General features: G+C 71.7%; 25 protein-coding genes. 10 read left to right on the top strand and 15 right to left on the bottom strand.

Annotated elements, in window-relative coordinates; genetic code table 11:
* The first annotated feature begins 18 nt into the window (after window positions 1-18).
* From BMZ92_RS10890 to BMZ92_RS10870, 5 genes are read left to right on the top strand one after another with little or no spacing between them, the layout of a single operon-like run.
* Window positions 19-906, top strand: a complete 888-nt coding sequence (locus tag BMZ92_RS10890) for a polysaccharide deacetylase family protein (RefSeq protein ID WP_091505816.1) — start codon at window positions 19-21, stop codon at window positions 904-906.
* Entirely contained in the window at window positions 903-2,183 is a 1,281-nt protein-coding gene (locus BMZ92_RS10885) for an MFS transporter (protein WP_091505814.1), read from the top strand. Before BMZ92_RS10890 ends, BMZ92_RS10885 begins: the two co-directional genes overlap by 4 nt.
* Window positions 2,183-2,962: an SDR family NAD(P)-dependent oxidoreductase gene (locus BMZ92_RS10880; protein WP_091505812.1), complete on the top strand. Its 780-nt coding sequence runs from the start codon at window positions 2,183-2,185 to the stop codon at window positions 2,960-2,962. The genes BMZ92_RS10885 and BMZ92_RS10880 overlap by 1 nt, the downstream gene beginning before the upstream one ends.
* Window positions 2,955-3,947 carry a ketopantoate reductase family protein gene (locus tag BMZ92_RS10875; RefSeq protein WP_091505811.1) on the top strand — a complete coding sequence of 331 codons (993 nt, stop codon included), beginning with the start codon at window positions 2,955-2,957 and terminating at the stop codon, window positions 3,945-3,947. The genes BMZ92_RS10880 and BMZ92_RS10875 overlap by 8 nt, the downstream gene beginning before the upstream one ends.
* Before the next feature lie 50 nt (window positions 3,948-3,997).
* Window positions 3,998-4,426, top strand: a complete 429-nt coding sequence (locus BMZ92_RS10870) for a hypothetical protein (protein ID WP_091505809.1) — start codon at window positions 3,998-4,000, stop codon at window positions 4,424-4,426.
* Here BMZ92_RS10870 and trxA read toward each other — a convergent pair.
* From trxA to paaZ, 10 genes are all read right to left on the bottom strand, one after another.
* Window positions 4,423-4,749: a thioredoxin gene (gene trxA / locus BMZ92_RS10865; RefSeq protein ID WP_091505808.1), complete on the bottom strand. Its 327-nt coding sequence runs from the start codon at window positions 4,747-4,749 to the stop codon at window positions 4,423-4,425. The genes BMZ92_RS10870 and trxA overlap by 4 nt on opposite strands.
* A 1-nt stretch (window position 4,750) precedes the next feature.
* Window positions 4,751-5,146, bottom strand: coding sequence for a MerR family transcriptional regulator (locus tag BMZ92_RS10860; RefSeq protein ID WP_091505806.1), 396 nt, complete (start codon window positions 5,144-5,146; stop codon window positions 4,751-4,753).
* A 28-nt stretch (window positions 5,147-5,174) separates the two neighbouring features.
* Window positions 5,175-5,828 (bottom strand): haloacid dehalogenase type II, encoded by a 654-nt coding sequence (locus BMZ92_RS10855; RefSeq protein ID WP_342743480.1) that lies wholly within the window; start codon window positions 5,826-5,828, stop codon window positions 5,175-5,177.
* Between the two features lie 159 nt (window positions 5,829-5,987).
* Entirely contained in the window at window positions 5,988-7,016 is a 1,029-nt protein-coding gene (locus BMZ92_RS10845) for a maleylpyruvate isomerase family mycothiol-dependent enzyme (protein ID WP_218153438.1), read from the bottom strand.
* A 57-nt stretch (window positions 7,017-7,073) separates the two neighbouring features.
* The gene (gene paaE, locus BMZ92_RS10840) at window positions 7,074-8,147 is read right to left on the bottom strand and encodes a 1,2-phenylacetyl-CoA epoxidase subunit PaaE (protein ID WP_091505802.1); all 1,074 of its coding nucleotides are present in this window, start codon (window positions 8,145-8,147) and stop codon (window positions 7,074-7,076) included.
* A gap of 3 nt (window positions 8,148-8,150) precedes the next feature.
* A complete protein-coding gene (gene paaD, locus BMZ92_RS10835) occupies window positions 8,151-8,639 on the bottom strand; it encodes a 1,2-phenylacetyl-CoA epoxidase subunit PaaD (RefSeq protein WP_091505801.1) in 489 nt (162 codons plus the stop codon).
* Window positions 8,633-9,496 carry a 1,2-phenylacetyl-CoA epoxidase subunit PaaC gene (paaC, locus tag BMZ92_RS10830; RefSeq protein WP_091505799.1) on the bottom strand — a complete coding sequence of 288 codons (864 nt, stop codon included), beginning with the start codon at window positions 9,494-9,496 and terminating at the stop codon, window positions 8,633-8,635. Before paaC ends, paaD begins: the two co-directional genes overlap by 7 nt.
* Before the next feature lie 9 nt (window positions 9,497-9,505).
* Window positions 9,506-9,790, bottom strand: coding sequence for a 1,2-phenylacetyl-CoA epoxidase subunit PaaB (gene paaB, locus BMZ92_RS10825; RefSeq protein ID WP_091505798.1), 285 nt, complete (start codon window positions 9,788-9,790; stop codon window positions 9,506-9,508).
* The gene (gene paaA, locus BMZ92_RS10820; protein ID WP_091505796.1) at window positions 9,787-10,722 is read right to left on the bottom strand and encodes a 1,2-phenylacetyl-CoA epoxidase subunit PaaA; all 936 of its coding nucleotides are present in this window, start codon (window positions 10,720-10,722) and stop codon (window positions 9,787-9,789) included. The genes paaB and paaA overlap by 4 nt, the downstream gene beginning before the upstream one ends.
* Entirely contained in the window at window positions 10,719-12,740 is a 2,022-nt protein-coding gene (gene paaZ, locus BMZ92_RS10815; RefSeq protein ID WP_091505794.1) for a phenylacetic acid degradation bifunctional protein PaaZ, read from the bottom strand. Before paaZ ends, paaA begins: the two co-directional genes overlap by 4 nt.
* Window positions 12,741-12,886: 146 nt before the next feature.
* On the opposite strand from paaZ, the gene paaI reads away from it, so the two are divergent.
* Genes paaI through BMZ92_RS10800 form a run of 3 tightly spaced genes read left to right on the top strand, consistent with a single transcriptional unit; the run spans window position 12,887 to window position 15,248 of the window.
* The gene (gene paaI, locus BMZ92_RS10810; protein ID WP_091506195.1) at window positions 12,887-13,255 is read left to right on the top strand and encodes a hydroxyphenylacetyl-CoA thioesterase PaaI; all 369 of its coding nucleotides are present in this window, start codon (window positions 12,887-12,889) and stop codon (window positions 13,253-13,255) included.
* Between the two features lie 8 nt (window positions 13,256-13,263).
* Window positions 13,264-14,610 carry a phenylacetate--CoA ligase PaaK gene (paaK, locus tag BMZ92_RS10805; RefSeq protein WP_091505793.1) on the top strand — a complete coding sequence of 449 codons (1,347 nt, stop codon included), beginning with the start codon at window positions 13,264-13,266 and terminating at the stop codon, window positions 14,608-14,610.
* Between the two features lie 23 nt (window positions 14,611-14,633).
* Window positions 14,634-15,248: a TetR/AcrR family transcriptional regulator gene (locus BMZ92_RS10800; protein WP_091505791.1), complete on the top strand. Its 615-nt coding sequence runs from the start codon at window positions 14,634-14,636 to the stop codon at window positions 15,246-15,248.
* A gap of 35 nt (window positions 15,249-15,283) precedes the next feature.
* On the opposite strand, the gene BMZ92_RS10795 is transcribed toward BMZ92_RS10800, so the two are convergent.
* On the bottom strand, window positions 15,284-15,472 hold the full coding sequence (locus BMZ92_RS10795; RefSeq protein ID WP_091505789.1) for a CsbD family protein: 189 nt from the start codon (window positions 15,470-15,472) through the stop codon (window positions 15,284-15,286).
* Between the two features lie 138 nt (window positions 15,473-15,610).
* On the opposite strand from BMZ92_RS10795, the gene BMZ92_RS10790 reads away from it, so the two are divergent.
* Window positions 15,611-16,333 (top strand): SDR family oxidoreductase, encoded by a 723-nt coding sequence (locus BMZ92_RS10790; protein ID WP_091505788.1) that lies wholly within the window; start codon window positions 15,611-15,613, stop codon window positions 16,331-16,333.
* A 593-nt stretch (window positions 16,334-16,926) separates the two neighbouring features.
* Here BMZ92_RS10790 and BMZ92_RS10785 read toward each other — a convergent pair.
* Window positions 16,927-18,744, bottom strand: coding sequence for an ABC transporter ATP-binding protein (locus BMZ92_RS10785; protein ID WP_091506193.1), 1,818 nt, complete (start codon window positions 18,742-18,744; stop codon window positions 16,927-16,929).
* Window positions 18,745-18,803: 59 nt separating this feature from the next.
* On the bottom strand, window positions 18,804-20,537 hold the full coding sequence (locus tag BMZ92_RS10780) for an ABC transporter ATP-binding protein (RefSeq protein ID WP_091506191.1): 1,734 nt from the start codon (window positions 20,535-20,537) through the stop codon (window positions 18,804-18,806).
* Between the two features lie 87 nt (window positions 20,538-20,624).
* Here BMZ92_RS10780 and BMZ92_RS10775 point away from each other — a divergent pair, with 87 nt between their 5' ends.
* Window positions 20,625-21,248: a TetR/AcrR family transcriptional regulator gene (locus tag BMZ92_RS10775; RefSeq protein WP_091505786.1), complete on the top strand. Its 624-nt coding sequence runs from the start codon at window positions 20,625-20,627 to the stop codon at window positions 21,246-21,248.
* Here BMZ92_RS10775 and BMZ92_RS10770 read toward each other — a convergent pair.
* A complete protein-coding gene (locus BMZ92_RS10770) occupies window positions 21,221-21,688 on the bottom strand; it encodes a DUF4396 domain-containing protein (RefSeq protein ID WP_091505785.1) in 468 nt (155 codons plus the stop codon). The two genes, BMZ92_RS10775 and BMZ92_RS10770, sit on opposite strands and share 28 nt — an antisense overlap.
* 76 nt (window positions 21,689-21,764) lie before the next feature.
* The gene (locus tag BMZ92_RS10765; RefSeq protein ID WP_091505784.1) at window positions 21,765-25,106 is read right to left on the bottom strand and encodes a TM0106 family RecB-like putative nuclease; all 3,342 of its coding nucleotides are present in this window, start codon (window positions 25,104-25,106) and stop codon (window positions 21,765-21,767) included.
* Window positions 25,107-25,116: the final 10 nt, after the last annotated feature.

Here is a 25,116-nt window from a genome sequence, read left to right as displayed (position 1 = left end):
GTCCGGAAAGGAGGCCGCGTGAGCGAGCAACAACCTTGGCAGTGGGACGAGGCGACGTGGCGGGGGCACGTCGAGCACGTGCGGGCGGGCCGTCCGCTGCGGCCGTCGTCGTGGCCCGGGGGCGCGAAGGTGGCCGTGGCGCTGTCGTTCGATTCCGACCACGAAACGCCCGCGCTGCGGGACGGCGAGGTGCTGCCCGGCAAGCTCGCGCAGGGCGAGTTCGGGGCCCGCGTCGGCGTGCCCCGCATCCTGCGGCTGCTCGACCGGTTCTCCGCGCCCGCCTCGTTCTACATGCCCGCTGTGTCGGCGTTGCTGCACGAGGGCGAGGCGAAGTCCTATGTGGATGCCGGACACGAAGTCGCGCTGCACGGCTGGATCCACGAGCGCAACACGGCACTGTCCGAACAGGACGAGCGCGAGCTGGCGTTCCGCGCCGCGGACACGCTGGAAAGCCTGACCGGTGTCCGGCCCGTCGGCATCCGCACGCCCTCGTGGGACTTCTCGGCGAACACGCTGAAGATCACGCGCGAGCTGGGGCTGCGGTACGACTCGTCGCTGATGGCCGACGACGACTGCTACGAGCTGCTCGCCGACGGTGAACCGACCGGCATCGTCGAGCTCCCCGTGGAGTGGATCCGTGACGACGCCCCGTATTTCATGATGGACCGCTTCGCGTCGCTGCGGCCGTACACACCACCGCGCGGGGTGCTGTCGATCTGGCGTGACGAGTTCGACGGTGCGTACGCCGACGGCGGCATCTTCCAGCTGACGATGCACCCGCACATCATCGGCCACCGCTCGCGGATCGCCGTGCTGACCGAGCTGCTGGAGTACATCTCCGGCCACGAAGGCGTCTGGTTCGCCACGCACGCGCAGATCGTCGACCACGTGCTGGCGGCGTCATGACCGTCACGACCCCCGCCACCCACCGGTTGACGACCCACCAGCGCAAGGCGATCGTCGCGGGCGCCATCGGCAACACCGTCGAATGGGTCGACTGGGCGGTCTACGCGACGTTCGCGCCGGTCTTCGCGAACCAGTTCTTCGCCAAGGGCAACGAAACCACGGCACTGCTGTCCACTTTGGCCGTCTTCGCCGTCGGCTTCGTCATGCGCCCCATCGGCGGCGCGGTGCTCGGCGCCTACGCCGACCGGCACGGCCGCAAGAAGGGCCTCACGCTCACCATCTCGCTGATGGCCGGCGCGTCGCTGGTCATCGCGGTGTGCCCCACGTACGCGAAGATCGGGGTGCTCGCGCCTCTGGTGCTGCTGCTCGCGCGGCTCGTGCAGGGGTTCTCGGCGGGCGGCGAGTTCGGTTCGTCGTCCGCGTTCCTGATCGAGTCCGCGGCTCGCGGGCGCCGGGCGTTCGCCGGGTCGTGGCAGCAGGTTTCGGTCGGTGCCGGTGCGCTCATCGCGTCACTGCTGGGCACGATCCTGAATTCCACTTTGGACACCGACGACCTGCACGGCTGGGGCTGGCGTCTGGCGTTCGCGATCGCCGGCCTGCTCGGGCTCGTGGGGCTCTGGCTGCGCCGGTCGGTGCACGAAACCGAGGCGTTCCAGCGGATCGAGCGCGGCCCGCGCCGGAACCCGCTCGTCGCGATGGTGCGTGACCACCCGGGCGCGGCCCTGCGCGTCGCGGGCATCACGATCGCGGGCACGCTGATCTACTACGTGTGGGTCACGTACATGCCGACGTACGCCCACCTGGCGACGGGAATCCCGCTCAACCAGGCGTTGCTGGCCAACACCCTGGCGATGGTCGTGTTCCTCGTGCTGCTGCCCTTCGGCGGCCTGCTGTCCGACCGGATCGGCCGCAAGCCGACGCTCACCGCGTTCGCCGCCGGGTTCCTCCTGTTCGCGTGGCCCGCGTTCCACTTCCTGGGCAACAGTTTCTGGAGCGTGCTGGTCATCGAGATCATCGGGCTGGTGCTGATCGTCGGCTACTCGGCGAACTGCGCGGTGATCATGGCCGAACAGTTCCCGCCGGAGGTGCGCACCACCGGGATCGGGCTGCCGTACGCGTTGTCGGTCGCCCTGTTCGGCGGCACCGCGCCGTACGTGACGACGTGGATGAACGCGCACCACTTCGGCGGGCTCGTGTGGGTCGACGTCGCGGTCGCCGCCGTGATCGGCATAGCCGTGTACCTCACGATGCCCGAAACCAAGGGGAAGGAGCTGTAGTGCGGCATGTGCTCGTCACCGGAGCGGGCGGAGGGATCGGGGCCGCGATCGCGGACCGGTTCGCTGCGGACGGCTGCCGGCTGACCTTGTCCGACTACCGCGCGGACGAACTGGCCTCGGTGGCCACCGGGCTGCGCGAGAAGCACGGAGTGGACGTGTCCGAGCTGCCCGGTGATCTCGCCGAGGCGGCGTTCGCCGAGGAACTGGTGCCACGGGCGGGAAAGCTCGACGTGCTGGTGAACGCGGCGGGCATCTACCCCGCGACCCCGTTGCTGGACATGACGGCCGCGACGTGGGACCGCGTGCAGGACGTGAACGTACGCGCGGCCATGCTCACGACTGTCGCTTTTGGACGGCAGGGCGGACCGGGTGCGGTGGTCAACATCTCCTCCGGTGCGGCGACGCGGGCGCGCCCCGGCGCGGCGCACTACGCCACGTCCAAGGCGGCGCTGGAGATGCTGACCAAGGCGTGCGCGGTGGAACTGGGCGGGGCGGGTATCCGCGTGAACGCCGTGAGCCCCGGTTTCGTCACCGTGGACAGCCCGGCGAACCCAGTGACCGAGGAGTACGCGGCGGCGGTTTCGGTGAACCCGCTGGGGCGCCGGGGTTTGCCGGCCGACATCGCGGAGGCGGCGTACTGGCTCGCCGGGGACCACGCGAACTGGATCACGGGTGCGGTGCTGCGGGTCGACGGTGGGTCGACCGCGGGCGCGCCCTCGTTGCCGCTGCACTGGGACGGGCAGACCGCCGTGCAGCAGGGAGGACACAGTCATGGCTGAGTACACGGTCGTCGGTGGTGGTGCGATCGGTGGCACGCTCGCGTTCCACCTGGCGCGGGCAGGGCACCGGGTGCTGATCGTGGACGCCGACGAGGCGCACGTGGCGGCGATCCGGTCGAACGGACTGGTGCTGCGCGGCCCGGACGGGGACGCACGGGTGAGCATCGAGGCGGTGGTCCCGGACGCGGCCCCGGCGGAGCTGCGCGGGGTGCTGCTGGCGGTGAAGGCGCAGGCGACGGCGGGGGTGCTGTCGTGGCTGGAGCCGCGGCTGGCGTCCGACGGTTTCGTGGTTTCACTGCAGAACGGGCTCAACGAAAGGCTGATCGCGTCGGTCGTCGGTCCGGAAAGGACGGTCGGCGCGTTCGTGAACCTGTTCGCGGACGTCGTGGAGCCTGGCGTGGTCCGGGACGGCGGGCAGGGCGCGCTCGTCGTGGGTGAGCCGGACGGGCGGATTTCGGAGCGGGTGGAGCGGATCGTCGCGGACCTGCAGGCGTGGGGCCCGGCGAAGGCGACGGACAACGTCGAGGGCTACCTGTGGGCGAAACTGGGCTTCGGGGCGATGCTGACGACGACGGCGCTCGCGGACGCGCCGATGGCGGAGCTGATCGACCGGCACCGCCCGTTGATGCACGCGATCACGGCGGAGGTGCTGGCGGTGGCGCTCGCCGGCGGGCGGCGGCTGGAGGCGTTCGACCAGTTCGACCCGGCGGCGTACGTCCCCGGCTCGACGGCGCAGGACGCCGCGACGGACCGGCTGACGGCGTGGCTGCGCACGATGCCGAAGGACCGCAGCGGCATCTGGCGGGACATCGCGGTGCGGCACCGCCCGGTGGAGGTGCACGACCACTACGGCCCGGTACTCGCGGAGGCGGCTTCGCGGGGTGTGCCGGTGCCGCTGCTCACCGCGATGCTCGAACGGCTGCGTGCGGTGGAGACCGGCGAGGCGGCGATGTCGGAGCAGCACCTGGTCGAGCTGGGGCGATGAGTTCCGGGCTCGGCTGTGGTCTCCTCAGGTAGACGCCTTGAGGAGGCACCATGGACGACCAGCTGCGACACCTGAACGCACTCGTCGGCGAGTGGGAGACCGACGGCGCCCATCCCCTGCTGCCGGGTGAGGACATCAGGGGACGGGCGACGTTCGAGTGGCTCGACGGCGAGCGGTTCCTGATCCAGCGCGCGCACTACGACCACCCCGCGATCCCCGACGCCGTCGCGGTCATCGGGGTGACGGACGGCCGCCTGGCGATGCACTACTTCGACTCCCGCGGCGTGCACCGGGTGTACGAGGTGAGCGCGGGCCCCGGCAAGTGGGAGTTCCGGCGCGAAGACCCGGACCTCGCCCAGCAGTTCACGGGCACCTTCAGCGACGACGGCACGACGCTCACGACGCGCGGCCGGATGTCGCGGAACGGCGAGGACTGGGAGGACGACCTCACGCTCACCTACCGGAGAACGGCTGTTTAGAGCCGAACCCCCAGCGCCTCGTCCAGTTCGGCGAGGAGCCTGCCCTTCGGCCGGGCGCCGACGATGGAGCGGATCGGCTGGCCGTCGCGGAACAGGAGGAGCGTCGGCAGCGACATGATCTGGTAGGTGCGCGCCGTCAGCGGGTTCTCGTCGCTGTTGAGCTTGCACACCAGGAGCGAGTCCGCGCGCTCCACGGCGATCTCCTCCAGCACCGGGGCGATCATGTGGCACGGCGGGCACCACTGCGCCCAGAAGTCGACCAGCACGGGCCGGTCGGCACGCAGGACCGCCTCGGTGAACGTCGCGTCGGTGACGGTGAGCATTTCAGGACTCCTCGGGATCGTCGGGAACGGTGCACGGGCCCGCCTGGCGCGGCAGGGCACGGGCCAGCTTGTCCAGCAGCTCCGCCCGCACGGCGGTGAGGCGCTCGATGCACGCGTTCACCTCGTCGAGTTTGCGCTGGTAGACCTCGATGGAATCGGCGCACGAGTCACCGGCGGGATGGCCCGCCCGCAGGCACTCGACGAACGGCCGGGTGTCGTCGAGGCTCAGCCCGGCCGCCTGCAGCGAGAGGATCTCGGTGACCAGCCGGTACTCCTCCTCACCGTACTCCCGGTACCCGTTCGCCGCCCGCGGTGCCGTCAGCAACCCCTGGGACTCGTAGAACCGCAGCGCCCGGGTGGTCGTCCCGGCCCGCTTCGCCAGCTCACCGATTCGCATGACCCGACCGTAAACGTTGACGCACGCGTCAAGGCAAGCCGATGATCCGCGTCACGACCTCCGCCAGGTCACCGCCGGACACCGTGGGGGCAGCCGCCGCGCTGAGCGGCACCCGGCCGTCGCGGGAGACGAAGGCCGTCTTCAGGCCCGCGGCGGCGGCACCCGCGATGTCCCAGTCGTGCGCGGCGATCAGCACCGCGTCGGCGGCCTCGACGCCCTCGCGTTCGAGCACGTACCGGTACGACTCAGGAGCGGGCTTGAGCAGACGCACGCTGTCCACCGAGTAGGCGGTACTCACGAGCGGCCGCAACCCCGAGTTCCGCAGCTGGCTCTCCGCGACCTCGGCGACGGAGTTGGTCAGCGTGACGACGCCGAACCCCGCGTCCCGCAGGCGTTCGATCGCGCGTGCGGCTTCCGGGTGCGCGGGCAGCGAACCCAGCCCCTCGGCGAGTTCACGCTTGTCGTCGGGGGTCACGTCGGCGCCGTGCCGCCCCGCCACGGCCTCCAGGCACGCCCCGCCGATCTCGCCGAACGGCCGGTACTGCCGCGCGGCGGTCAGGGTCAGCGCGTTGTGGATCATCAGGTCGAACCACTCGGCCCTGGCTGCGGCGGTCCCCGTCAGGCGGGCGAAGAACCCGTCGAGCGCGGCCAGGTCGAGCAGGGTTTCGTTGACGTCGAACACGCACAGCAAGGCAGCCTCCGAAGGTACGGTAGTTCTCGTACCTAGACGGTACCTGAGCGCGTGCCGCGCCTACGATGGGTCTTGTCCCCAGCCGCAGCCGAGCGAGGAGCCGTTCGAGATGGACCTGCCCGTGCCGCCGATGGCGGAGGTCGACCTCGGTCAGGTGTTCCGCGCGCTCGCCGACCCGCACCGCCGGGCCGTGCTCGCCGAGCTCGCGGCCGACCCGTCGGACACCGAACGCGCGTGCTCGTCCTTCCCGATGCCGGTGGCGAAGTCGACGAAGACGCACCACTGGCGCGCGCTGCGCGAGGCGGGCCTGATCGTGCAGCGCGACGCCGGGAACGGCACGTACGTCCGCCTGCGCCGCGCCGAGTTCGAGCAGCGGTTCCCCGGCCTGCTCGACACGGTCGCGGCACTGGCGCGGGCGGACCAGCCGAACGCGACGTGGGACAGCCAGAAGTCGAGCAGCTCCCGGTCCCCTTCGACCTCCACGTCGGCGGGCGACGCGCGGCGGTAGACCAGCAGGACCAGCTCCTTCAGCGGCGCGCGCACCGTGACCGCCGCCGGGGAGACTCCGCGGCGCCACTGGATCACGTCACCGGTGAGGTCGAGGAACCACGCGGCGTCCGCGTCGGTGGCCGCGAGGACGAGGGTGCGGCCGGGGCCGAGGAGATCCCGCTTCTCCGGCGTGATGTCGAAGTGCTCGGGGAGCGCGTCGAGTTCCAGCCACTCCTCGATCCCCTCCAGGGCCATCGCCGGGTCCACGGAGAACGGCACGCCCGCGGCGAGCATCGCGTCGGCGCGGTGGACCGTCGTCTCGTTGGCGAAGCGGCGCGCCCAGAACGTCATGGTGTGGTAATGGAAGACGGCCCACACCTCGGTGTCCGGGCCCGCCTCACGCAACGCCCCGGCGAACTCCTTCGCGCCGCTCAGCAGCCATTCCGCGGGCACCGGGCCGGAATCGTCACCCGCCACGTCGCGGATCTGGTCGTCCGGCAGGAAGCCGGTGGCGCGGGTGCGGACCATCTCGGTCGCCCACCGGTGCCCGCCGCCGATGTGCCGCAGCAGCATGCCCAGGCTCCAGCCGGGGCACGACGGCACGGGCGCCCGCAGGTCCGCCCCCTCCAGCGCGCCCGTGAGCAGCTCGGTCTGGGCGACGATCTCCGCACAGTGCCGGTCGAAGTCCATGATTGCCTCCTTCGTGACGCACTCTGTCACGCAGAGGCCGGGCCGCCGTTTCCGGACTCAGGCGTCGTAGTCGACGGTGAGTTCCGCGGAGCGGGGCAGGGTCTGGCAGGTCAGCACGAAACCGGCCGCCACCTCGGACTCCTCCAGCGCGAAGTTGCGCCGCATGTCCGCCTCACCGCTGGTCACCTTTGCCCGGCAGGTGCCGCAGACCCCGCCCTTGCACGCGAACGGCAGGTCCGGCCGCACGCGCTGCGCGCTGTCCAGGATCGGCACGTCCCGGGGCAGGGCCGCCGTGGTGGACCGGCCGTCGAGCACGACCGTGACCTCGCTGGTGTCCCCCTCGACCGGGCCGTCCTCGTGGCGGACCGGGGCGGGCGGCACGTCGTCGACGTAGAACAGCTCCTGGTGCACGCGCGCGGCGGGCACGCCCGACCGCAGCAGCAGCTCCCGCGCCTCGGTCACCATGCCGAACGGGCCGCACAGCCACCAGTGGTCCACGCCTTCGAAAGCCGGCACGAGCGCGAGCAGCGCCTCGAGCTTGCCCGCGTCCAGCCGCCCGGTGAACAGCTCGGCCTCACGCGGCTCCCGCGACAACACGTGCACCAGCTCCAGCCGGGACGGCCAGCGGTCCTTCAGATCGGCCAGCTCGTCGGCGAACATCACCGAGTCCGTGCGCCGGTTGCCGTAGAACACCGTCGCCGTCGAACCTGGCTCACGCAGCACGGTCGCGGCGATCGACAGCACCGGCGTGATCCCCGAACCCGCGGCGATCAGCACGTGCCTGCCGGGGCCGGGCGGCGGGGTGAAGTTCCCGGTGGGCGTGGCGACCTCGATCTCGTCGCCCGGGCGCACGTCGTGCACCAGCCACGACGAGAACAGCCCGCCCGGCACCTCGCGCACGCCGATCCGCGGCGCGGCGCCCTCCGGCGCGCAGATCGAGTACGACCGGCGCTCCTCGCGCCCGTCGACGGCGCGGCGCAGCGTGAGCGACTGGCCGGCGCGGAACGCGTACGACTCCGCCAGGTCCGGCGGCACGGCGAAGGTGACGGCCACGGCGTCGTCACACAGCCGCTCGACGTCCGCGACGGTGAGCCGGTGGAACTCCGTGCGCACCCGGGTGCTGGTGGTCACTGCTCAGATCTCCTTGACGTGCTCGAACGTTTCGGCACACGCGCGGCAGCGCCGCAGCGCCTTGCACGCGGTCGGCCCGAACTCCGAAACCAGGTGCGTGTCGGCGGAACCGCACCGCGGGCACTCGACGCGCTTCGCGGGCGGCACCAGCGTCAGCGGCACCGGGCCCGTGCGGCGGGGCGCCGCGCCGGGCGGGGCGATCCCGGCTTCGGCGAGCTTTCGGCGCCCGGTGTCGCTGATCCAGTCGCTGGACCACGCGGGCTGGAGCACCGTGCGCACCTCGACCTCGCGGTACCCGGCGCTGGACAACGCGTGCACGAGGTCGTCGCGCATCGTGTCCATCGCCGGACAGCCGGTGTACGTCGGCGTGATCGACACCACCACGCGACCGTCCTCTTCGGACACCTCACGCAGCACGCCGAGGTCGGCGAGCGTCAGCATGGGCAGCTCGGGATCGGTCACCCGCTCGGCGACCGCACGCGCGCTCACCACGTCGCGTCCGGGTGCGCTCGGGCGACGCTCTGCAGCTCCGCCAGCAGGTACCCCATCGCCTCGGTGTGCACGCCGTCGCGGCCCATCCGGCCCGCGACCCCGGCACGGGGCGCGACCTCGGGACGCGTCACCGTCGCCGCCGACAGCACCTGCGCCAGGACGTCGTCGAAAGCCTCGCGCACGGACGACGGATCCACGCCGACCGCCAGCTCGACGTCGTGCGGCGTGAACAGTTCCTCGACGTACGGCCACACGCCGTCGAGCCCCGCCTGCATGCGCTCGTGCGAGTAATCCGTGCCGTCGCCGAGCCGGACCGCCCACTGGGCCGCGTAGTCGCGGTGGTAGGTCAGCTCCTTGACGCCCTTGGCGGCGATCGCCGCCAGCACCGGGTCCGGCGAGGCGGTGAGCTTCTCGAACAGCGCCAGCCGCCAGGTGGAGAACACCAGCAGCACGGCGATCAGCTGCCCGAAGTCGCCGCGCTCCAGCTCGGCGAGCCGCACGTTGCGGAACTCGCGCTCCTCGCGGAAGAAGGCCAGCTCGTCCTCGGTGCGTCCGGTGATCTTGCCCGCGCGGGCCAGCAGCAACCGCGCCTGCCCGAGCAGGTCGAGGCCGATGTTGGCGATCGCCACCTCCTCCTCGAGCTCGGGCGCGTTCGTGCACCACTGCTGGAGGCGGTGGGAGAAGATCAGCGCGTCGTCACCGAGCATGAGGCAGTACGCGGCCAGCGCGCCGGCGTCCACACCGGACGGAACCGTGGTGTCCACACCGGACAGCGGGTCCTCGAAGCCGGTGCCGAACGCCCAGCGGGAATCGTCGTGCGCTTCGGTGAGCGCCTCGAAAGCGTTGTCAAAGGCCATCGGGCACACTCACATGTGGGGGACGTCGTCGGGGATGTCGTAGAACGTCGGGTGCCGGTACACCTTGTCCGCGCTCGGCGCGAAGAACGGGTCCTTCTCGTCGGGGCTGGACGCGGTGATGTCGGCGGCCTTGACGACCCAGATGCTCACGCCCTCGTTGCGCCGCGTGTAGAGGTCGCGGGCGTGGTGCAGGGCCATCTCGTCGTCGGCGGCCCGCAGGGAACCCACGTGCACGTGGTTGAGCCCCCGCTTGCCCCGCACGAACACCTCGTACAACGGCCACTCCGCACTCATGCGGCCGCCCTCCTCTGCTGCTTCTCCGCGTGCGCGGCGGCGGCTTCCCGCACCCAGGCACCGTTTTCGTGCGCGGCGCGGCGGTGCGCGATCCGCTGCTCGTTGCACGGGCCGTTGCCGGACACGACCTGCTTGAACTCGTCCCAGTCGACCGCGCCGAAGTCGTAGTGCCCGCGCTCGGCGTTCCACTTCAGCTCCGGGTCGGGCAGCGTGACGCCGAGGATCTCCGCCTGCGGCACCGTCATGTCGACGAACCGCTGCCGCAGCTCGTCGTTGGTGTGCCGCTTGATCCGCCACGCCATCGACTGCGCCGTGTTCGGCGAGTCCTCATCCGGCGGGCCGAACATCATCAGCGACGGCCACCACCAGCGGTTCACGGCGTCCTGCACCATCTCCCGCTGCGCTTCGGTGCCCTTCATCATCGTCATCAGCAGCTCGTAGCCCTGCCGCTGGTGGAAGGACTCCTCCTTGCAGATCCGGATCATCGCCCGCGCGTACGGCCCGTAACTGCTGCGGCACAACGGGACCTGGTTGCAGATCGCCGCGCCGTCCACCAGCCAGCCGATCACGCCGACGTCGGCGAACGTCAGCGTCGGGTAGTTGAAGATCGACGAGTACTTCTGCTTCCCGTTGATCAGCCGCTCGGTCAGGTCGGTGCGGTCGGCGCCCAGCGTCTCCGTCGCCGAGTACAGGTACAGCCCGTGCCCGGCCTCGTCCTGCACCTTCGCCAGCAGGATCGCCTTGCGCCGCAAGGAAGGCGCGCGCGTGATCCAGTTGCCCTCCGGCTGCATGCCGATGATCTCGGAGTGCGCGTGCTGCGCCATCATCCGGATCATCGTCCTGCGGTACGCCTCGGGCACCCAGTCCCGCGGTTCGATCCGCTGGTCCTTGGAGATCGTCCGCTCGAAATGTGTTTCCAGAGTCGCGGTCATGACTTCGCCACCAGAGTCAGCACGTCGTACTTCGCCACCGATTCGCCGTTCCCGTTCGTCACGTCCGCGTCCCAGCGGACCTCGCCGTAGTCCTGGTCGACGCGCGGGGTGATCTGCTTGCACGTCAACGTCACCGTCAGCTCGTCACCCGGTTTGACCGGGGTGAGGAACCGCAGGTTCTCCAGCCCGTAGTTCGCCAGCACCGGCCCCGGCTCGGGCGAGACGAACAGCCCGGCGGCGAAGGACACCACGAGGTAGCCGTGCGCCACGATGCCGCCGAACAGCGGGTTCGCCGCCGCGGCCTCGGGGTCGGTGTGGGCGTAGAAGGTGTCGCCGGTGAACTCGGCGAAGTGGTCCACGTCCTCCTGCGTCACCGTGCGCGGCCCCGCGACCACGGAGTCGCCGATCTTCAGCTCCGCCAAGGACTTCCGGAAGGGGTGCACGCCCTCGGCGCGCGGCGCGCCGGCGACCCAACGGCCGGTGACGCGGCTCAGCACGCTCGGCGAAGCCTGCACGGCGGTGCGCTGCAGGTGGTGCAGCACGCCGCGGATGCCGCCCATCTCCTCGCCGCCACCCGCGCGGCCGGGACCACCGTGCACCAGCTGCGGCAACGGCGAACCGTGCCCGGTGGACTCCTTCGCGTCGTCGGCGTCGAGCACCAGCAGCCGCCCGTGCCACGGCGCCACCCCGAGCACCACGTCCCGCGCGAAGTCCGCGTCACCGGTGACGATCGAGCCCGCGAGGCTGCCGTCACCGCGCGCGGCGTAGTCGATCACCTGCTCGGTCGAGGTGTACGGCATGAGCGTGGACACCGGGCCGAACGCCTCGACCTCGTGCGGCTCCGCCCGCTCCGGGTCGCCCTTGAGCAGCACCGGCGAGAGGAACGCGCCACGCTCGGCGTCGGCGTCCACGACCTCGACGTGCTCCGGGTCGCCGAAGACGACGCTGCCCGCGGACAGCAGGGCCTTGAGCGAGCGGCGCACCTCCTCGCGCTGCTCCAGGCTCGCCAGCGCGCCCATCCGCACACCCTCCGACGAGGGGTTGCCGACGGTCACCTTCGCGAGCCGTTCGCTCGCCGCCGCGGCCACGTCGTCCAGCAGCTCCGCGGGCACGAACGCACGCCGGATCGCGGTGCACTTCTGCCCCGCCTTCACGGTCATCTCCGTGACCAGCTGCTTGACGAACAGGTCGAACTCCGCCGTGCCCGGCTTCGCGTCCGGACCGAGGACGGAGCAGTTGAGCGAGTCGGCCTCGGCGTTGAACCGCACCGCGTTGCGCACGATCACCGGGTGCGCCCGCAGCTTCTGCGCGGTGGACGCCGAACCGGTGAACGACACGAGGTCCTGCCCCGTCACGTGGTCGAGCAGGTCGCCGGCGCTGCCCGCCACGAACTGCAGCGAACCCTCGGGCAGCAGCCCGGATTCGACGATCAGCTCGACCAGCCGCGCCGTCAGGTACGCCGTCTGGCTGGCGGGCTTGACCAGGCTCGGCACCCCGGCGAGGAACGCGGGCGCGAACTTCTCCAGCGGCCCCCAGACCGGGAAGTTGAACGCGTTGATCTGCACCGCCACGCCCCGCAGCGGGGTGGCGATGTGCTGCCCGACGAACGTGCCGCCCTTGCCCAGCGGCTCCACCGCGCCCTCGACGTACACGGTGTCGTTCGGCAGCTCGCGCCTGCCCTTGCTGGCGTAGCTGAACAGCACGCCGATACCGCCGTCGATGTCGAACTTCGAGTCGAACAGCGTGGCACCCGTGCGCGCCGACAGCGCGTACAGCTCCTCGCGGTGCTCCCGCAGGTGCGAGGCCAGCGCCTTGAGCAGCGCGGCCCGCTGGTGGAAGGTCAGCTCACGCAGCGCGGGCCCGCCGGCCCGGCGGCCGTGCTCCAGCGCGGCCGCCATGTCCACCCCCTTCGAGGAGACGCGCGCGACCTCCTCGCCGGTCACCGCGTCGTGCAGCGGAACACCCTCGTCGGCGGCGGTGTGCCACCGGCCGCCGACGTAGCTGCGCAGGAGCGCCATCGGTCCTCCTCGATTAACCAACCGAACGTTCAGGAAGTCATGGTAGCGTCTTGACAACGGGCGGGCCAGGGGTCAGTTTGTTTCCCGTCCGTTCGGTCAGTAAGCGAGGCGGTGAGCACGTGGTCCGGTCCCCGGCGGCACAGGCGATGTTCGACGACGACGCGGCATCGAGGTCGGCGGGCATCGAGCTGCTCGAAGCTGACGACGGCAGGGCGGTCGCGCGCATGCGGATCACCCCGGAGATGGTCAACGGGCACAAGATCGCCCACGGCGGGTACGTGTTCCTGCTCGCCGACACCACCTTCGCGTGCGCGTGCAACAGCCACGGCCCGGTCACCGTCGCCGCCGGCGCGGAGATCTCGTTCGTCGCCAGCGCCCGGCTCGGGGACGAGCTCCTCGCCACGGCCGAGGAGCGCACCCGCTACGGCCGCAACGGCATCTACGAGGTCACCGTCCGCCGCGGCGACGAGGTGATCGCCGAGTTCCGCGGCCGCAGCCGCACGATTTCCCGCTGAGGAGAGCCATGACCACCACGCACAGCGAAGTGCCCCGCGCCAAGCGCCTCGGCGCCGCCCCCGCCGCGGACGACCTGTCCCCCGCCGAACGCCTCAGCGTGGACGAGCTGCGCGCGCTGCAGCTCGAACGTCTGCAGTGGACTCTGCGGCACGCGTACGAGAACGTTCCCGCGTACCGGCGGAAGTTCGACGAGGCCGGGGTGCACCCCGACGACTGCCGGTCGCTGGAAGACCTCGCGAAGTTCCCGTACACCACCAAAGCCGACCTGCGGGACAACTACCCGTTCGGCATGTTCGCGGTGCCCCAGGAGAAGGCGCTCCGCCTGCACGCCTCCAGCGGCACCACCGGCAAGCCCACCGTGGTGGGCTACACCGCGGACGACATCGACACGTGGGCGGGCGTGATGGCCCGTTCGATCTTCGCGGCGGGCGGGCGGCCGGGGCACAAGGTGCACGTCGCCTACGGGTACGGGCTGTTCACCGGCGGCCTCGGCGCGCACTACGGCGTGGAGAAGCTGGGCGCGACCGTGATCCCCGCGTCCGGCGGGATGACCGCGCGGCAGGTGCAGCTCATCACCGACTTCCGGCCCGAGATCATCATGGTCACCCCGACGTACATGCTCACGCTGCTCGACGAGTTCGAACGCCAGGGCGTCGACCCGCGCACCAGTTCGCTGAAGGTGGGCATCTTCGGCGCCGAGCCGTGGACGGAGTCCATGCGCGCGGAGATCGAAGAGCGCATGGACATCCACGCGGTGGACATCTACGGCCTGTCCGAGGTGATGGGGCCGGGCGTGGCGCAGGAGTGCGTCGAGACCAAGGACGGCCTGCACATCTGGGAGGACCACTTCTACCCCGAGGTGATCGACCCGGTCGACGAGAACGTGCTGCCCGACGGGGAAACCGGTGAGCTGGTGTTCACGTCGCTGACCAAGCAGGCGCTGCCGATCATCCGGTACCGCACGCGGGACCTCACCGCGCTGCGGCCCGGCACGGCACGGCCGTCCTACCGGCGCATGGACAAGGTCACCGGCCGCAGCGACGACATGATCATCCTGCGCGGCGTGAACGTGTTCCCCACGCAGATCGAGGAGATCGTGCTCGCCACGCCGGGGCTCGCGCCGCACTTCCAGCTCCGGCTCACCCGCCGCGACCGGATGGACCACCTCACCGTGCTCGCCGAGGCCCGCGCGGACACCCCCGCCGAGCGGCGCGTCGCGGCGGCTTCAGAGATCGCCCAGCGGGTCAAGGACGGCGTGGGCGTGACCGTGGGCGTGGAGGTGCTGGACCCGGACAGCCTGGAGCGCTCGCTGGGCAAGCTGCGCCGGGTGATCGACCAGCGTCCGCGTGACTGAACGCCGGTTGGGATACTTCCGGTATGACGACCGCACCGCCCGCCAGGACCGCCAAGCGCGGCAGGCCGGGCTACGACCTCGAGTCGCTGCTGGCCGTCGCGGTGAAGCTGTTCAACGAGCGCGGGTACGACGGCACCAGCATGGAGGACCTCTCCCGCAAGCTGGGCATCACGAAGTCCGCGATCTACCACCACGTGCCGAGCAAGCAGGAGCTGCTGCGGCTGTCGGTGAACCGGGCGCTGGACGGGTTGTTCGCGCTGGTCGAGGAGCTGGACGCGGTCGAGGGCCGGGCGGTGGAACGGCTGGAGTTCCTCGTGCGCGGCAGTGTCGCGGTGCTGGTGGAGCGGCTGCCGTTCGTCACGCTGCTGCTGCGCGTGCGGGGCAACACGAAGGTGGAACGGGACGCGCTAGCCCGGCGGCGCGAGTTCGACCGGATCGTGTCGGAGCTGGTGACGCAGGCCGTCGAAGAGGGTGACCTGCGGTCGGACATCGACCCGGCCACGGCGGCACGCCTGCTGTTCGGGATGGTGAACTCGCTGATCGAGTGGTACCGGCCGCGGGGCGGGCTGGGCGCGGACCGGCTGGCCGACGCCGTGGCGACGATGGCCTTCGACGGCCTGCGCGTCCGGGACGACTGAGCCCCGCCTCCGGGTGGAGGCGGGGCTCCTGGGCGCTACTTGTCGTCGAACACGCTCTTGGCGGCGTCCTTGAGCTTCTCGCCGGCCTGCTTGACGTTGCCCTTGCCCTGGTCGGCCTTGCCCTCGGCCTGCCACTGCTCGTTGTCCGTGGCGTTGCCGAGCCCTTCCTTGGCCTTGCCCTTCAGTTCCTCGGCCTTGTTGCTCATCTTGTCGTCAGCACTCATGATGCCTCCCTTCGGGGTCGCCGTGCGGGTACCCGTTCGGCCGAGGGTGAAACAGAGTCCACTGTGGACCCTGGGTGCGGATTTCCCGGGAGGATCGCACCCATGTTCCACCCCGTGGTTCCGGTTAGCGTCGATGCCATGACCACCAGTAACGGAAAAGTCGTACTAGTCACCGGCGCCAGCTCCGGGATCGGCCGCGCCACCGCGCTGCGGCTGGCGCGTGAAGGGCACCAGCTCGTCGTCGGCGCCCGCCGCGAGGACCGGCTCGCGGAGCTGGCGGCGACCGCCCCCGGCGTGGACGTGCGGCGCCTGGACGTGACCGACCGCGAAGACGTGGCCGCGTTCGTGGACGGGGCGGTCGCCGACCACGGGCGCGTCGACGTGCTCGTCAACAACGCGGGCGTGATGCCACTGTCCCGTTTGGACTCGCTGCACGTGGACGAGTGGGACCGGATGATCGACGTCAACGTGCGGGGGCTGCTGCACGGCATCGCGGCCGCGTTGCCGCACTTCCAGCGGCAGGGCGGCGGGCACTTCGTCACGGTGGCGTCGATCGGCGCGCACCAGGTCGTCCCGACGAGCGCCGTGTACAGCGGCACGAAGTACGCCGCGTGGGCGATCACGGAGGGCCTGCGCCAGGAATGCGACCCGTCGATCCGCGTCACCACGGTGTCGCCGGGCGTCGTCGAGTCGGAACTGGCCGACACGATCACCGAAGCGGGCGCCCAGGAGGCGATGCGCACGTACCGGGCGAACACGATCCCGCCGGACAGCATCGCGGCGGCCATCTCGTACGCGATCAGCCAGCCACCGGAGGTGGACGTGAACGAGCTGATCATCCGCCCGGCGCGGCAGCGCTGAGCGGGGCGGCGGTGGCGGGGCGACGGGCCGCCCGCCCGCGCAAGCGGGCGGGGTGGTCGCCGGTGCCGGGCGGTGGCGGTGGCGGGGCGGCGGTGGCGGGGCGGCAGTGGCGGGGCGGCAGTGGCGGGGCGGCAGTGGCGGGGCGGCAGTGGCGCGGCAGCGCTGAGCGGGGCGGCGGTGGCGGGGCGGCGCTGAGCGGGGCGGCAGTGGCGGGGCGGCGGTAGCGGGGCGGCAGTGGCGGGGCGGGCGGCCCGCCCGCGCAGGCGAGCGGGGTGGTCGCCGGTGCCGGGCGGTGGCGGTGGCGGGGCGAGCGGGGTTGGCCCGGCTTGGCGAACGGGGCGCCGCCCGGCGGGCCGGTAGCCAGAGCCCGGCGCCGCGCCAGGGCGGGCAGCAGTGGCGGGGCAGGCCCCGCCACGCGGAGTCACCAAGGCCGCGCGGCGGGGCCTGCCCCGCGGAGGTCAGCAGTGGCCTGGGAAAGGCGGCGCGTGGCGTCACCGAGCGGCGGCAACCCACGCCCCAGCCCGCGCCCCCGCCCCGCGTCACCACGTGCACGCCGGGCAGGGGCGCGTCCCGTCAGGACGAGGCGAACCCCATCATCCCGCCGCCTGCGCGAACTGCGCCGAATACAACCGGTGATAAGCACCCCGCGCCGCCAGCAGCTCCTCGTGCGTGCCCTGCTCGACGATGCGGCCCGACTCCATCACCAGGATCAGGTCCGCGTCGCGGATCGTGGACAGGCGGTGTGCGATCACGAAGCTCGTGCGGGCCGTCCGCAGCGCCGCCATCGCGTGCTGGACCAGCGCCTCCGTACGGGTGTCGACCGAGCTCGTCGCCTCGTCGAGGATCAGCAGCGACGGCGACGCCAGGAACGCCCGCGCGATCGTCAGCAGCTGCTTCTCCCCCGCGCTGACGTTGCTGCCCTCCTCGTCGATCACCGTGTCGTAGCCGTCGGGCAGGGTGCGCACGAACCGGTCCACGAACGCCGCCTTCGCCGCCGCCAGAATCTCCTCCTCCGTGGCGCCCGGCTTCCCGTAGGCGATGTTGTCGCGGATCGTGCCGCCGAACAGCCACGTGTCCTGCAGCACCATCCCGATCCGCGACCGCAGGTCCTCGCGGCGCAGCTCCGTGATGTCCACGCCGTCGAGGGTGATGCGCCCCGCGTCCAGCTCGTAGAACCGCATCACGAGGTTCACCAGCGTCGTCTTCCCCGCCCCCGTCGGCCCGACGATCGCGACCGTCTGCCCCGGCTCCGCCACCAGCGACAGATGCTCGATGAGCGGCTGGTCGTCGCGGTAGGAGAAGCTCACGTCCTCGAACTCGACCCGCCCGCGCCGCTCCTCGGGCAGCCGCGCCGGGTCGCGAGGGTCGGGCTCCTGCTCCTCGGCGTCGAGCAGCTCGAACACCCGCTCGGCGGAGGCGACCCCGGACTGCAGGAGGTTCGCCATCGACGCGACCTGCGTCAGCGGCTGCGTGAACTGGCGCGAGTACTGGATGAACGCCTGGACCTCGCCCAGCGACATCGCACCCGACGTGATCCGCAGCCCGCCGACCACCGCCACCACGACGTAGCTGAGGTTGGACAGGAACATCATCGCGGGCATGATCAGCCCCGACACGAACTGCGCGCCCAGCGCCGCGTCGTGCAGGTCGTCGTTGCGGCGGCGGAACTCCGCCTCCGACTCGCGCTGCCTGCCGAACACCTTGACCAGCTGGTGCCCGGTGAACGACTCCTCGATGTGCGCGTTGAGCGCGCCGGTGTGCCGCCACTGCGCGATGAACAGCTTCTGAGAGCGCTTTCCGATCTGCCCCGTGACGAGCACCGACAGCGGGATCACGGCGAGCGCGATGAGCGTCAGCAGCGGGGAGATCGTCAGCATCATCACGATGACGCCGAGCACCGTGAGCAGGGACGTGAGCAGCTGGCTCAGCGTCTGCTGCAAGGTCGACGAGATGTTGTCGATGTCGTTGGTGACACGGGAAAGCAGCTCGCCGCGGGGCTGCCCGTCGAAGTAGCGCAACGGCAGCCGGTGCAGCTTCTCCTCGACGTCGGACCGCAGCCGGAACACCACGCGCTGCACGACGCTGTTGAGCAGACGGCCCTGCAGCAGGCCGAACAGCGAGCCCAGCACGTACAGCACCAGCACCCACATGAGCACCGTGCCCAGCGCGCCGAAGTCGATGCCCGCGCCGGGCACGTGCCGCAGCCGGCCGAGCACGCCGTCGAAGATGACGTCGGTGGCCTCGCCGAGCAGTTTCGGCCCGGCGACGGAGAAGGCCACGCTGACCACACCCAGCGCGACGACGGCCGCGAACGCGAAGCGCTCCGGTTTCAGCCGCTCGGCGAGGCGCCTGGCGGAGGTGCGGAAGTTCTTGGCCTTGCTGACGGGCATCCCCATGCCCATGCCGGGCATCCCGCGCCCGATCGGCCCCGGCTGCGGCCGCGGCGCCGCCGGGCGGTTCTCCGTGGTGGTCACGCCGCCTCCTCAGGCGTCAGCTGGGACTGCACGATCTCCTGGTACGTCGGAGAGGTCGCGAGCAGTTCGCGGTGGGTGCCGGCGGCGACGAGGGAACCGCCGTCCAGCACCAGGATCCGGTCGGCGTCGAGGATCGTGGACACGCGCTGGGCGACCACGAGCACCGCCGCGTCCCGCGTGTGCGGGCGCAGCGCCGCACGCACCGCCGCGTCGGTCGCGAGGTCCAGCGCCGAGAACGAGTCGTCGAACAGGAAGATCTCCGGTTTCCGCACGAGCGCGCGGGCGATGGACAACCGCTGCCGCTGCCCGCCGGAGACGTTCGTGCCGCCCTGCGCGATCGGCGCCTCCAGCCCGCCCGGCATCGCCTCGACGAACTCCCGCGCCTGCGCGATCTCCAGCGCCTCCCACAGTTCCTCGTCCGTGGCGTCCGGGTTGCCGTACCGGAGGTTCGCCGCCACCGTGCCGGTGAACAGGTACGCCTTCTGCGGTACCAGCCCGATCCGCCGCCACAGCACTTCCGGCTCCAGCTCCCGCACGTCGGCGCCGTCGACGAGCACCGCGCCCGCCGTCACGTCGATCAGCCGCGCGACCAGCGACAGCAGGGTCGTCTTGCCCGCGCCGGTGCTGCCGATGATCGCCGTCGTGGTGCCGGCCCGCGCGGTGAACGAGATGTCCCGCAGCACCGGCTCGGCCGCGCCGGGGTAGCGGAACTCGACCCCGCGGAACTCCAGCTCCGCGTGCGCCCGCAGCTCCCGCACCGGGGCGAGCGGCGGGCTCACCGACGGCTCGGTGCCCAGCACCTCCTGGATGCGCTCGGCGCACACCGCCGCCCGCGGGATCATGATCGAGATGAACGTCGCCATCATGACGGCCATCAGGATCTGCAGCAGGTAGTTCAGGAACGCCGTGAGCGCCCCGATCTGCATCTGCCCCGCGTCGACGCGGTGCGCGCCGAACCACAGCACCGCCACGCTGGAGGCGTTGAGGACCAGCAGGACGGTCGGGAAGATCAGCGCCTGCAGCTTGCCCACGCGCAGCGCGGTGTCGGTCAGCGTGGAGTTCGCGTCGCCGAAGCGGCGGGTCTCCGCGTCCTCGCGGACGAACGCGCGGACCACGCGGATACCGGTCAGCTGTTCGCGGAGCACGCGGTTGACCTGGTCGATGCGCTCCTGCATGCGGCGGAACTGCGGCACCATGCGGACCACGATCGAGCCGATCGCGATCAGCAGCACGGGCACGCACACCAGCAGCAGCCACGACAGCCCGACGTCCTCGCGCAGCGCGAGGATGATGCCGGCGACGCCCGTGATCGGCGCGATGACGAGCAGGGTGCACACCATCACCACCAGCAGCTGCACCTGCTGCACGTCGTTGGTGGTGCGCGTGATCAGCGACGGGGCGCCGAACTGCGCGACCTCACGCGCGGAGAAGTCGCCGACGCGGGAGAAGATCGCGGCACGCACGTCGCGGCCGAAGCCCATCGCGGCGCGGGCGCTGAAGTAGACGGCACCGGCCGAGCACAGGATCTGCAGCGTCGTGATGGCCAGCATCCAGCCGCCGGTCGACAGGATGTAGCCGGTGTCCCCGCGGACGACACCGAAGTCGATGATGTCCGCGTTCAGGCTGGGCAGGTACAGCGACGCCACCGTGCCGATCAGCTGCAGCACGATGACGAGCGTGAGCTCCTGCCGGTAGGGGCGCAGGTGGGTGCGCAACAGGCGGATGAGCAACAGGTCCCCCATGGAGAAACCGAACGTATCTAATATGGGCACAGTATCCGAGGAGGATAAGATACGCAACGTATTTTAAGGAGGCCGGTGCCCGAGCCGAAGTCACGCCGCCGGGGCGAGGAACTCGAGCAGGAGATCCTCAACGCCACCTGGGAGGAACTGATCCAGGTCGGCTACAACGCGCTGACCATCGAAGGCGTCGCGAAGCGGGCCCGCACCAGCAAACCGGTCATCTACCGGCGCTGGCCCAGCCGCGCCGAGCTGGTGCTCGCCGCGTGGGCCCAGCAGGCGCCGGGCAGGTTCGCGCCCCTGCCCGACACCGGCAGCCTGCGCGGGGACCTGCTCGCCCTGTTCCGCCGGGTCGGCGACCGCGCGAACAGCGTGATGACCGAGGTGATCGCGGGCGTGATGGGCGAGGCCTTCCGGCACCCCGAGGTGAGCAAGCTGCTGCACCAGCGGCTCGTCAGGTCGCCGCTCGGCGACAAGGTCCGCGAGGTCGTGCGGCGAGCGGTCGACCGCGGCGAGCTGCCCGAGCTGGAGCTCCCCGCCAGGACGGCGCGGCTGCCGCTCGACCTCATCCGCAACGAGACCCTCCTGTTGCGCGGCCCCATCGACGAGGAGGCGATCGGCCAGCTCGTCGACGACGTGTACCTGCCGCTGCTGCACGGCCTCGCGGCGCGGCGTCAGTGGTACCGGTGCACGACGGCGTGACCCTTGCCGCGGCCGATCAGCCACTTGTTGACAGGCGTGGTGAGCAGGAACGCCACCACCAGTGAACCGGCCAGCGAGGCCCAGAACAGCACGTCGCCCAGCCCGGCGTCCATCGCGCCCGGCACGGCGACCATGACCGTGTTGTCGAGGACCTCCATCACCGCGATCGACACGGTGTCGGCGGCCAGCGCGACCTTCAGCGCGGTCCGCACGCCGACCCCGGCCCGCAGCACCCCGCGCATCGTCAGGGCGTAACCGAACACGAACGCCAGCGCGACCGACAGCACCACGGTCGCGGCGCCGTGCAGGTCCGCGGCGGTGCCGATGACCATGCCGAGCACCTCGCCGATGGCGCAGCCGGTCAGGCAGTGCAGGGTCGCCTGCGCCGCGGCGGCCCAGGTCGCCGGATGCGTGCCCGCGTGGTGCGCCGTGTGGTCCATCGGAGCTGCTCCTTCCATACCCCCCATGGGTATAGGACAGGGTAGCACCGCCCGGCCGTCCGCGGGAGCGCCAGGGTCACCACTCCCAGCGCCGCGCGCCGTCCATCAGGCCGATCATCCCCGAGACGAGCCGCATCTGGTCGACGGTCCGGATGTCGGCCTCCACCAGGTGCGGCGAGCACACCAGCACCGCCACCGCCTGCGCCCGGGACAACGCGACGTTCAGCCGGTTGCGCGAGAGCAGGAAATCCAGTCCCCGCGGGAGGTCCACCGCCGACGACGACGTCATCGTCGCGATCACCACCGGCGCCTCCTGCCCCTGGAAGCGGTCCACCGTGCCCACCCGCACGCCCGGGTGCCCCGCCCGCTCCAGCGCCCGCGCCACCACGCGCACCTGCATGTTGTACGGCGCGACGACCAGGATGTCCTCGTCGTCCAGCGGGCGCACGCCGTCGTGGTCCGTCCACTTGCGACCGTGCAGCGCCGACACCAGGTCCACCACCGCCGCGGCCTCCTCGACCGAGCGCGTGGTGTTGCCGCGGTGGTCCACCTCCAGCAGGTGCAGCCCGGACGCCACGCCGTCGATGCCGCGCTCGGCCGTGGACGGGTGCGCGTGCAGCCGTCCCGCGTAGGACAGCCGCGACACCGGTGCACACACGTCCGGGTGCATCCGCCGGGTCTGGTCGAGGAAGTAACCCAGCCCGGGCGGGATCACGTCGGCGTCGCCGAGCAGGTGCCCCAGTGCGGACGCCTCCGCGCCCGCCGGGTGCGTGCCCTGCACGACCTGCGGCAGCTGCTGCGGATCGCCCAGCAGCACGAGGTTGCGTGCCGCGGTGGACACGGCCAGCGCGTCGGCGAGCGCGAACTGGCCCGCCTCGTCGACGATCAGCACGTCGAACGGCTCGGCGCGCACCGCCGCGTTCGCGAACGTCCACGCCGTGCCGCCGACGAGGTGCCCGTCCTCGTGCTCGGCGCGCCACCGCACGAGCGCGTCGTTGGTCTTCGGCTGGTCCCACGGCTGTTCGTCACCGGGCTTGCGCGGCCGCTTCGCGCACGGCAGCTCCGGCGCGGTCGCCTTCGCCGCCGCCAGCACGTTTTCCACCGCCTTGTGGCTGTTCGACGTCACCGCGACGGTCCGGCCGGACCGGACGAGGTGCGCGATGAGCCGCCCGGCGAGGTAGGTCTTGCCCGCGCCCGGCGGGCCCTGCACGGCGAGCGCCGAACCGTCGAGCGCGTCCACGGCTTCGATGACGGTGCGCACCAGGTCGTCGCCCGGCTCGGGCAGCGGTCCGCCGCCCCGCAGCCGGGGCGGGATCCGGCGCAGCAGGTCGATCCCGGGGTGCGCGGGCAGGTCCGGCAGCCGGTCGACGACGAACTGCGCGAGCTCGGCGACCGCCTCGTCCTTCGGCGTGGGGCGCACCGGGCTGCCCGGCAGCACCGCCACCGGCCGCTCGTCCGTGGTCTCGCCGACCTGGCAGCTCTCCTCCAGCGTCAGCTCTTCGGCCGTCGCGTCCACCACCCGCGCGTCCCGCGCCTCGGCGCCGTAACGCAACCGGACCTGGTCGCCGGGCGCGAAGGGGTGGGGCCGGTCGGGATCGCACGCGAGGACGAGCGTGCGCTTCGCCTTGCGCTGGCGGCCCGACGGCGGCACCCACTCCCCCGCGTGCACCGACACCGGCACCGCACACGTCTGGTCGGCTTCGAGCTCGGCGAGCGGCGCGGCGAGCTGGCGGAAGAACTCCCACCACGCGGGGTTGGTCTCCCGCCGGTGGTAGCCGACGCACGCCGCGAGCAACGCCGCCGCCTCGTCGCCGGACCCGGTCAGCGCGTCGACCAGGCCGGCGAGGTGGGCGGCGCGCTCGGCCCGGCGCTCGGCGTCGAGCTGCTCGGTGGTGTCCCGCAGCAGAGTGTCCATTTCGGACTCCTCGGGCCGCGGTGGTGGTTCGATGCCCGCTTCCTCGCGGACCCGGTGCAGGAACTCGAACAGGCGCAAGGTCGAGACGCAGTCGTAGGAGTTGTAGTCGGAGATACCCCGCAGTACCTCCGCCGCGTGATCGTCCTCCCCGAGCCGGGTGAGCGTGAGGTACTCCTCGTACGCCTCGATGCTCGACGCGGCCGTCTTCACGTCCCCGTCCCGCGCCTGCGGCATGTACAGCGGTTCGAGGTACTTGATGGAGTAGGACCGCTGCGAGACGCGCAAGGACTTGCGCACCACGGCGTAGAGGTCGACGAGCGCGCCCCGGCGCAGCAGCTCGTCGACGGCTTCCTCGCGCGTGCCGTGCAGTGCGGCCAGGCGTTTGAGCGCCGTCGTCTCGTAGGGGGCGTAGTGGTAGATGTGGGCCTCCGGGTCGGCGGCCAGCCGCTCGGTCGCGAAGTCCACGAACCGTTCGAACGCCCGCTTCTCCTCCGCCCGCGAATGCGCCCAGAACGGCGTGAACCCGCCGTCCGGGGTGACGGCGCCGAACAGGTACTCCAGCCCGGTACCGCCCAGCGCGTACGGATCGCCCTCCATGTCGAAGAACACGTCACCCGGGCGCGGCGGTGGCAGTTCGGCCAGCGCCGCCGGGTCGACGACCTCGTAGCTGATCTTGCCCGTGACGTCCTGCCGCACCTGGATCGCCGCCTGCGCCCGCAGGGCCGAGAACGTGCGCACGGACATGTCGCGCGGCCGTTCCTCGGCGTCGGCGGTCGCCAGGCGGTCGATCGTGCCGAGCCCGGCGGCGGCGAGCTTGCGCCGCTGGTCCGACCGGATCCCGGCGACGAGCGCGAGATCCCGGTCGGCTTCCCGGCCTTCCGCGCAGTGGCGCGCGAAGGCGCACCCCGTGCAGGCGGGCCGCTCGTCCGCCCACAGCTTCTCCGGCAGGCGTGCGGGACGGCCGATCAGCTTGGCGCGCAGGCGGTGCAGCAGCGGCAGGAAGTCGTCGACGTGCAGGGTGGCGGTGCCGCCGTCACCCAGCAGCAGGTGCATGTCCGGTCCCGCGGGCCAGCCCTCCCGGCGCAACGCGTCGGCGTACGCGGCGACCTGCAGCACGGCGGCGGGCCGGGCGTGCCGGGCGAGCTTGGTGTCGTGCACCTCGTAGCGGCCTTGCGCGTCACGCACGAGGAAATCCGCGCGGCCGGTGAACTCGCCGTCGTCGAACACGGCCTGGTAGATGACGGGCGCCCCGGCGCGCAGGGCATCCGCTGTCGCCGCGACAGCCTTCGCGCGGTCCCGGAAGTCGATCTCGACGAGCGCCGGGTGCTCCTCGCGGAACCGCGCGAGCGTGGCCTGTTCGTGTGCCTGCCCGTGTTTCACCGCGAGCTGGTCACCGCCGGACTCCGGCCGTGGCGCGCCGGGCAGCCCGGCGGCGAAGGCCTGTTTGAGGATGCTGCGGTGCTCGCATTCGAGCAGGTCGGCGAGGTCCGAGGGCGTGTGCATCGCCGGGGAG

Origin of the sequence: Amycolatopsis sacchari, from assembly GCF_900114035.1 — a bacterium.
GTDB classification, from domain to species: domain Bacteria; phylum Actinomycetota; class Actinomycetes; order Mycobacteriales; family Pseudonocardiaceae; genus Amycolatopsis_E; species Amycolatopsis_E sacchari.
Note: the sequence above shows the minus strand (reverse complement) of the source record. Positions and strands in the feature narration are given on the sequence as shown.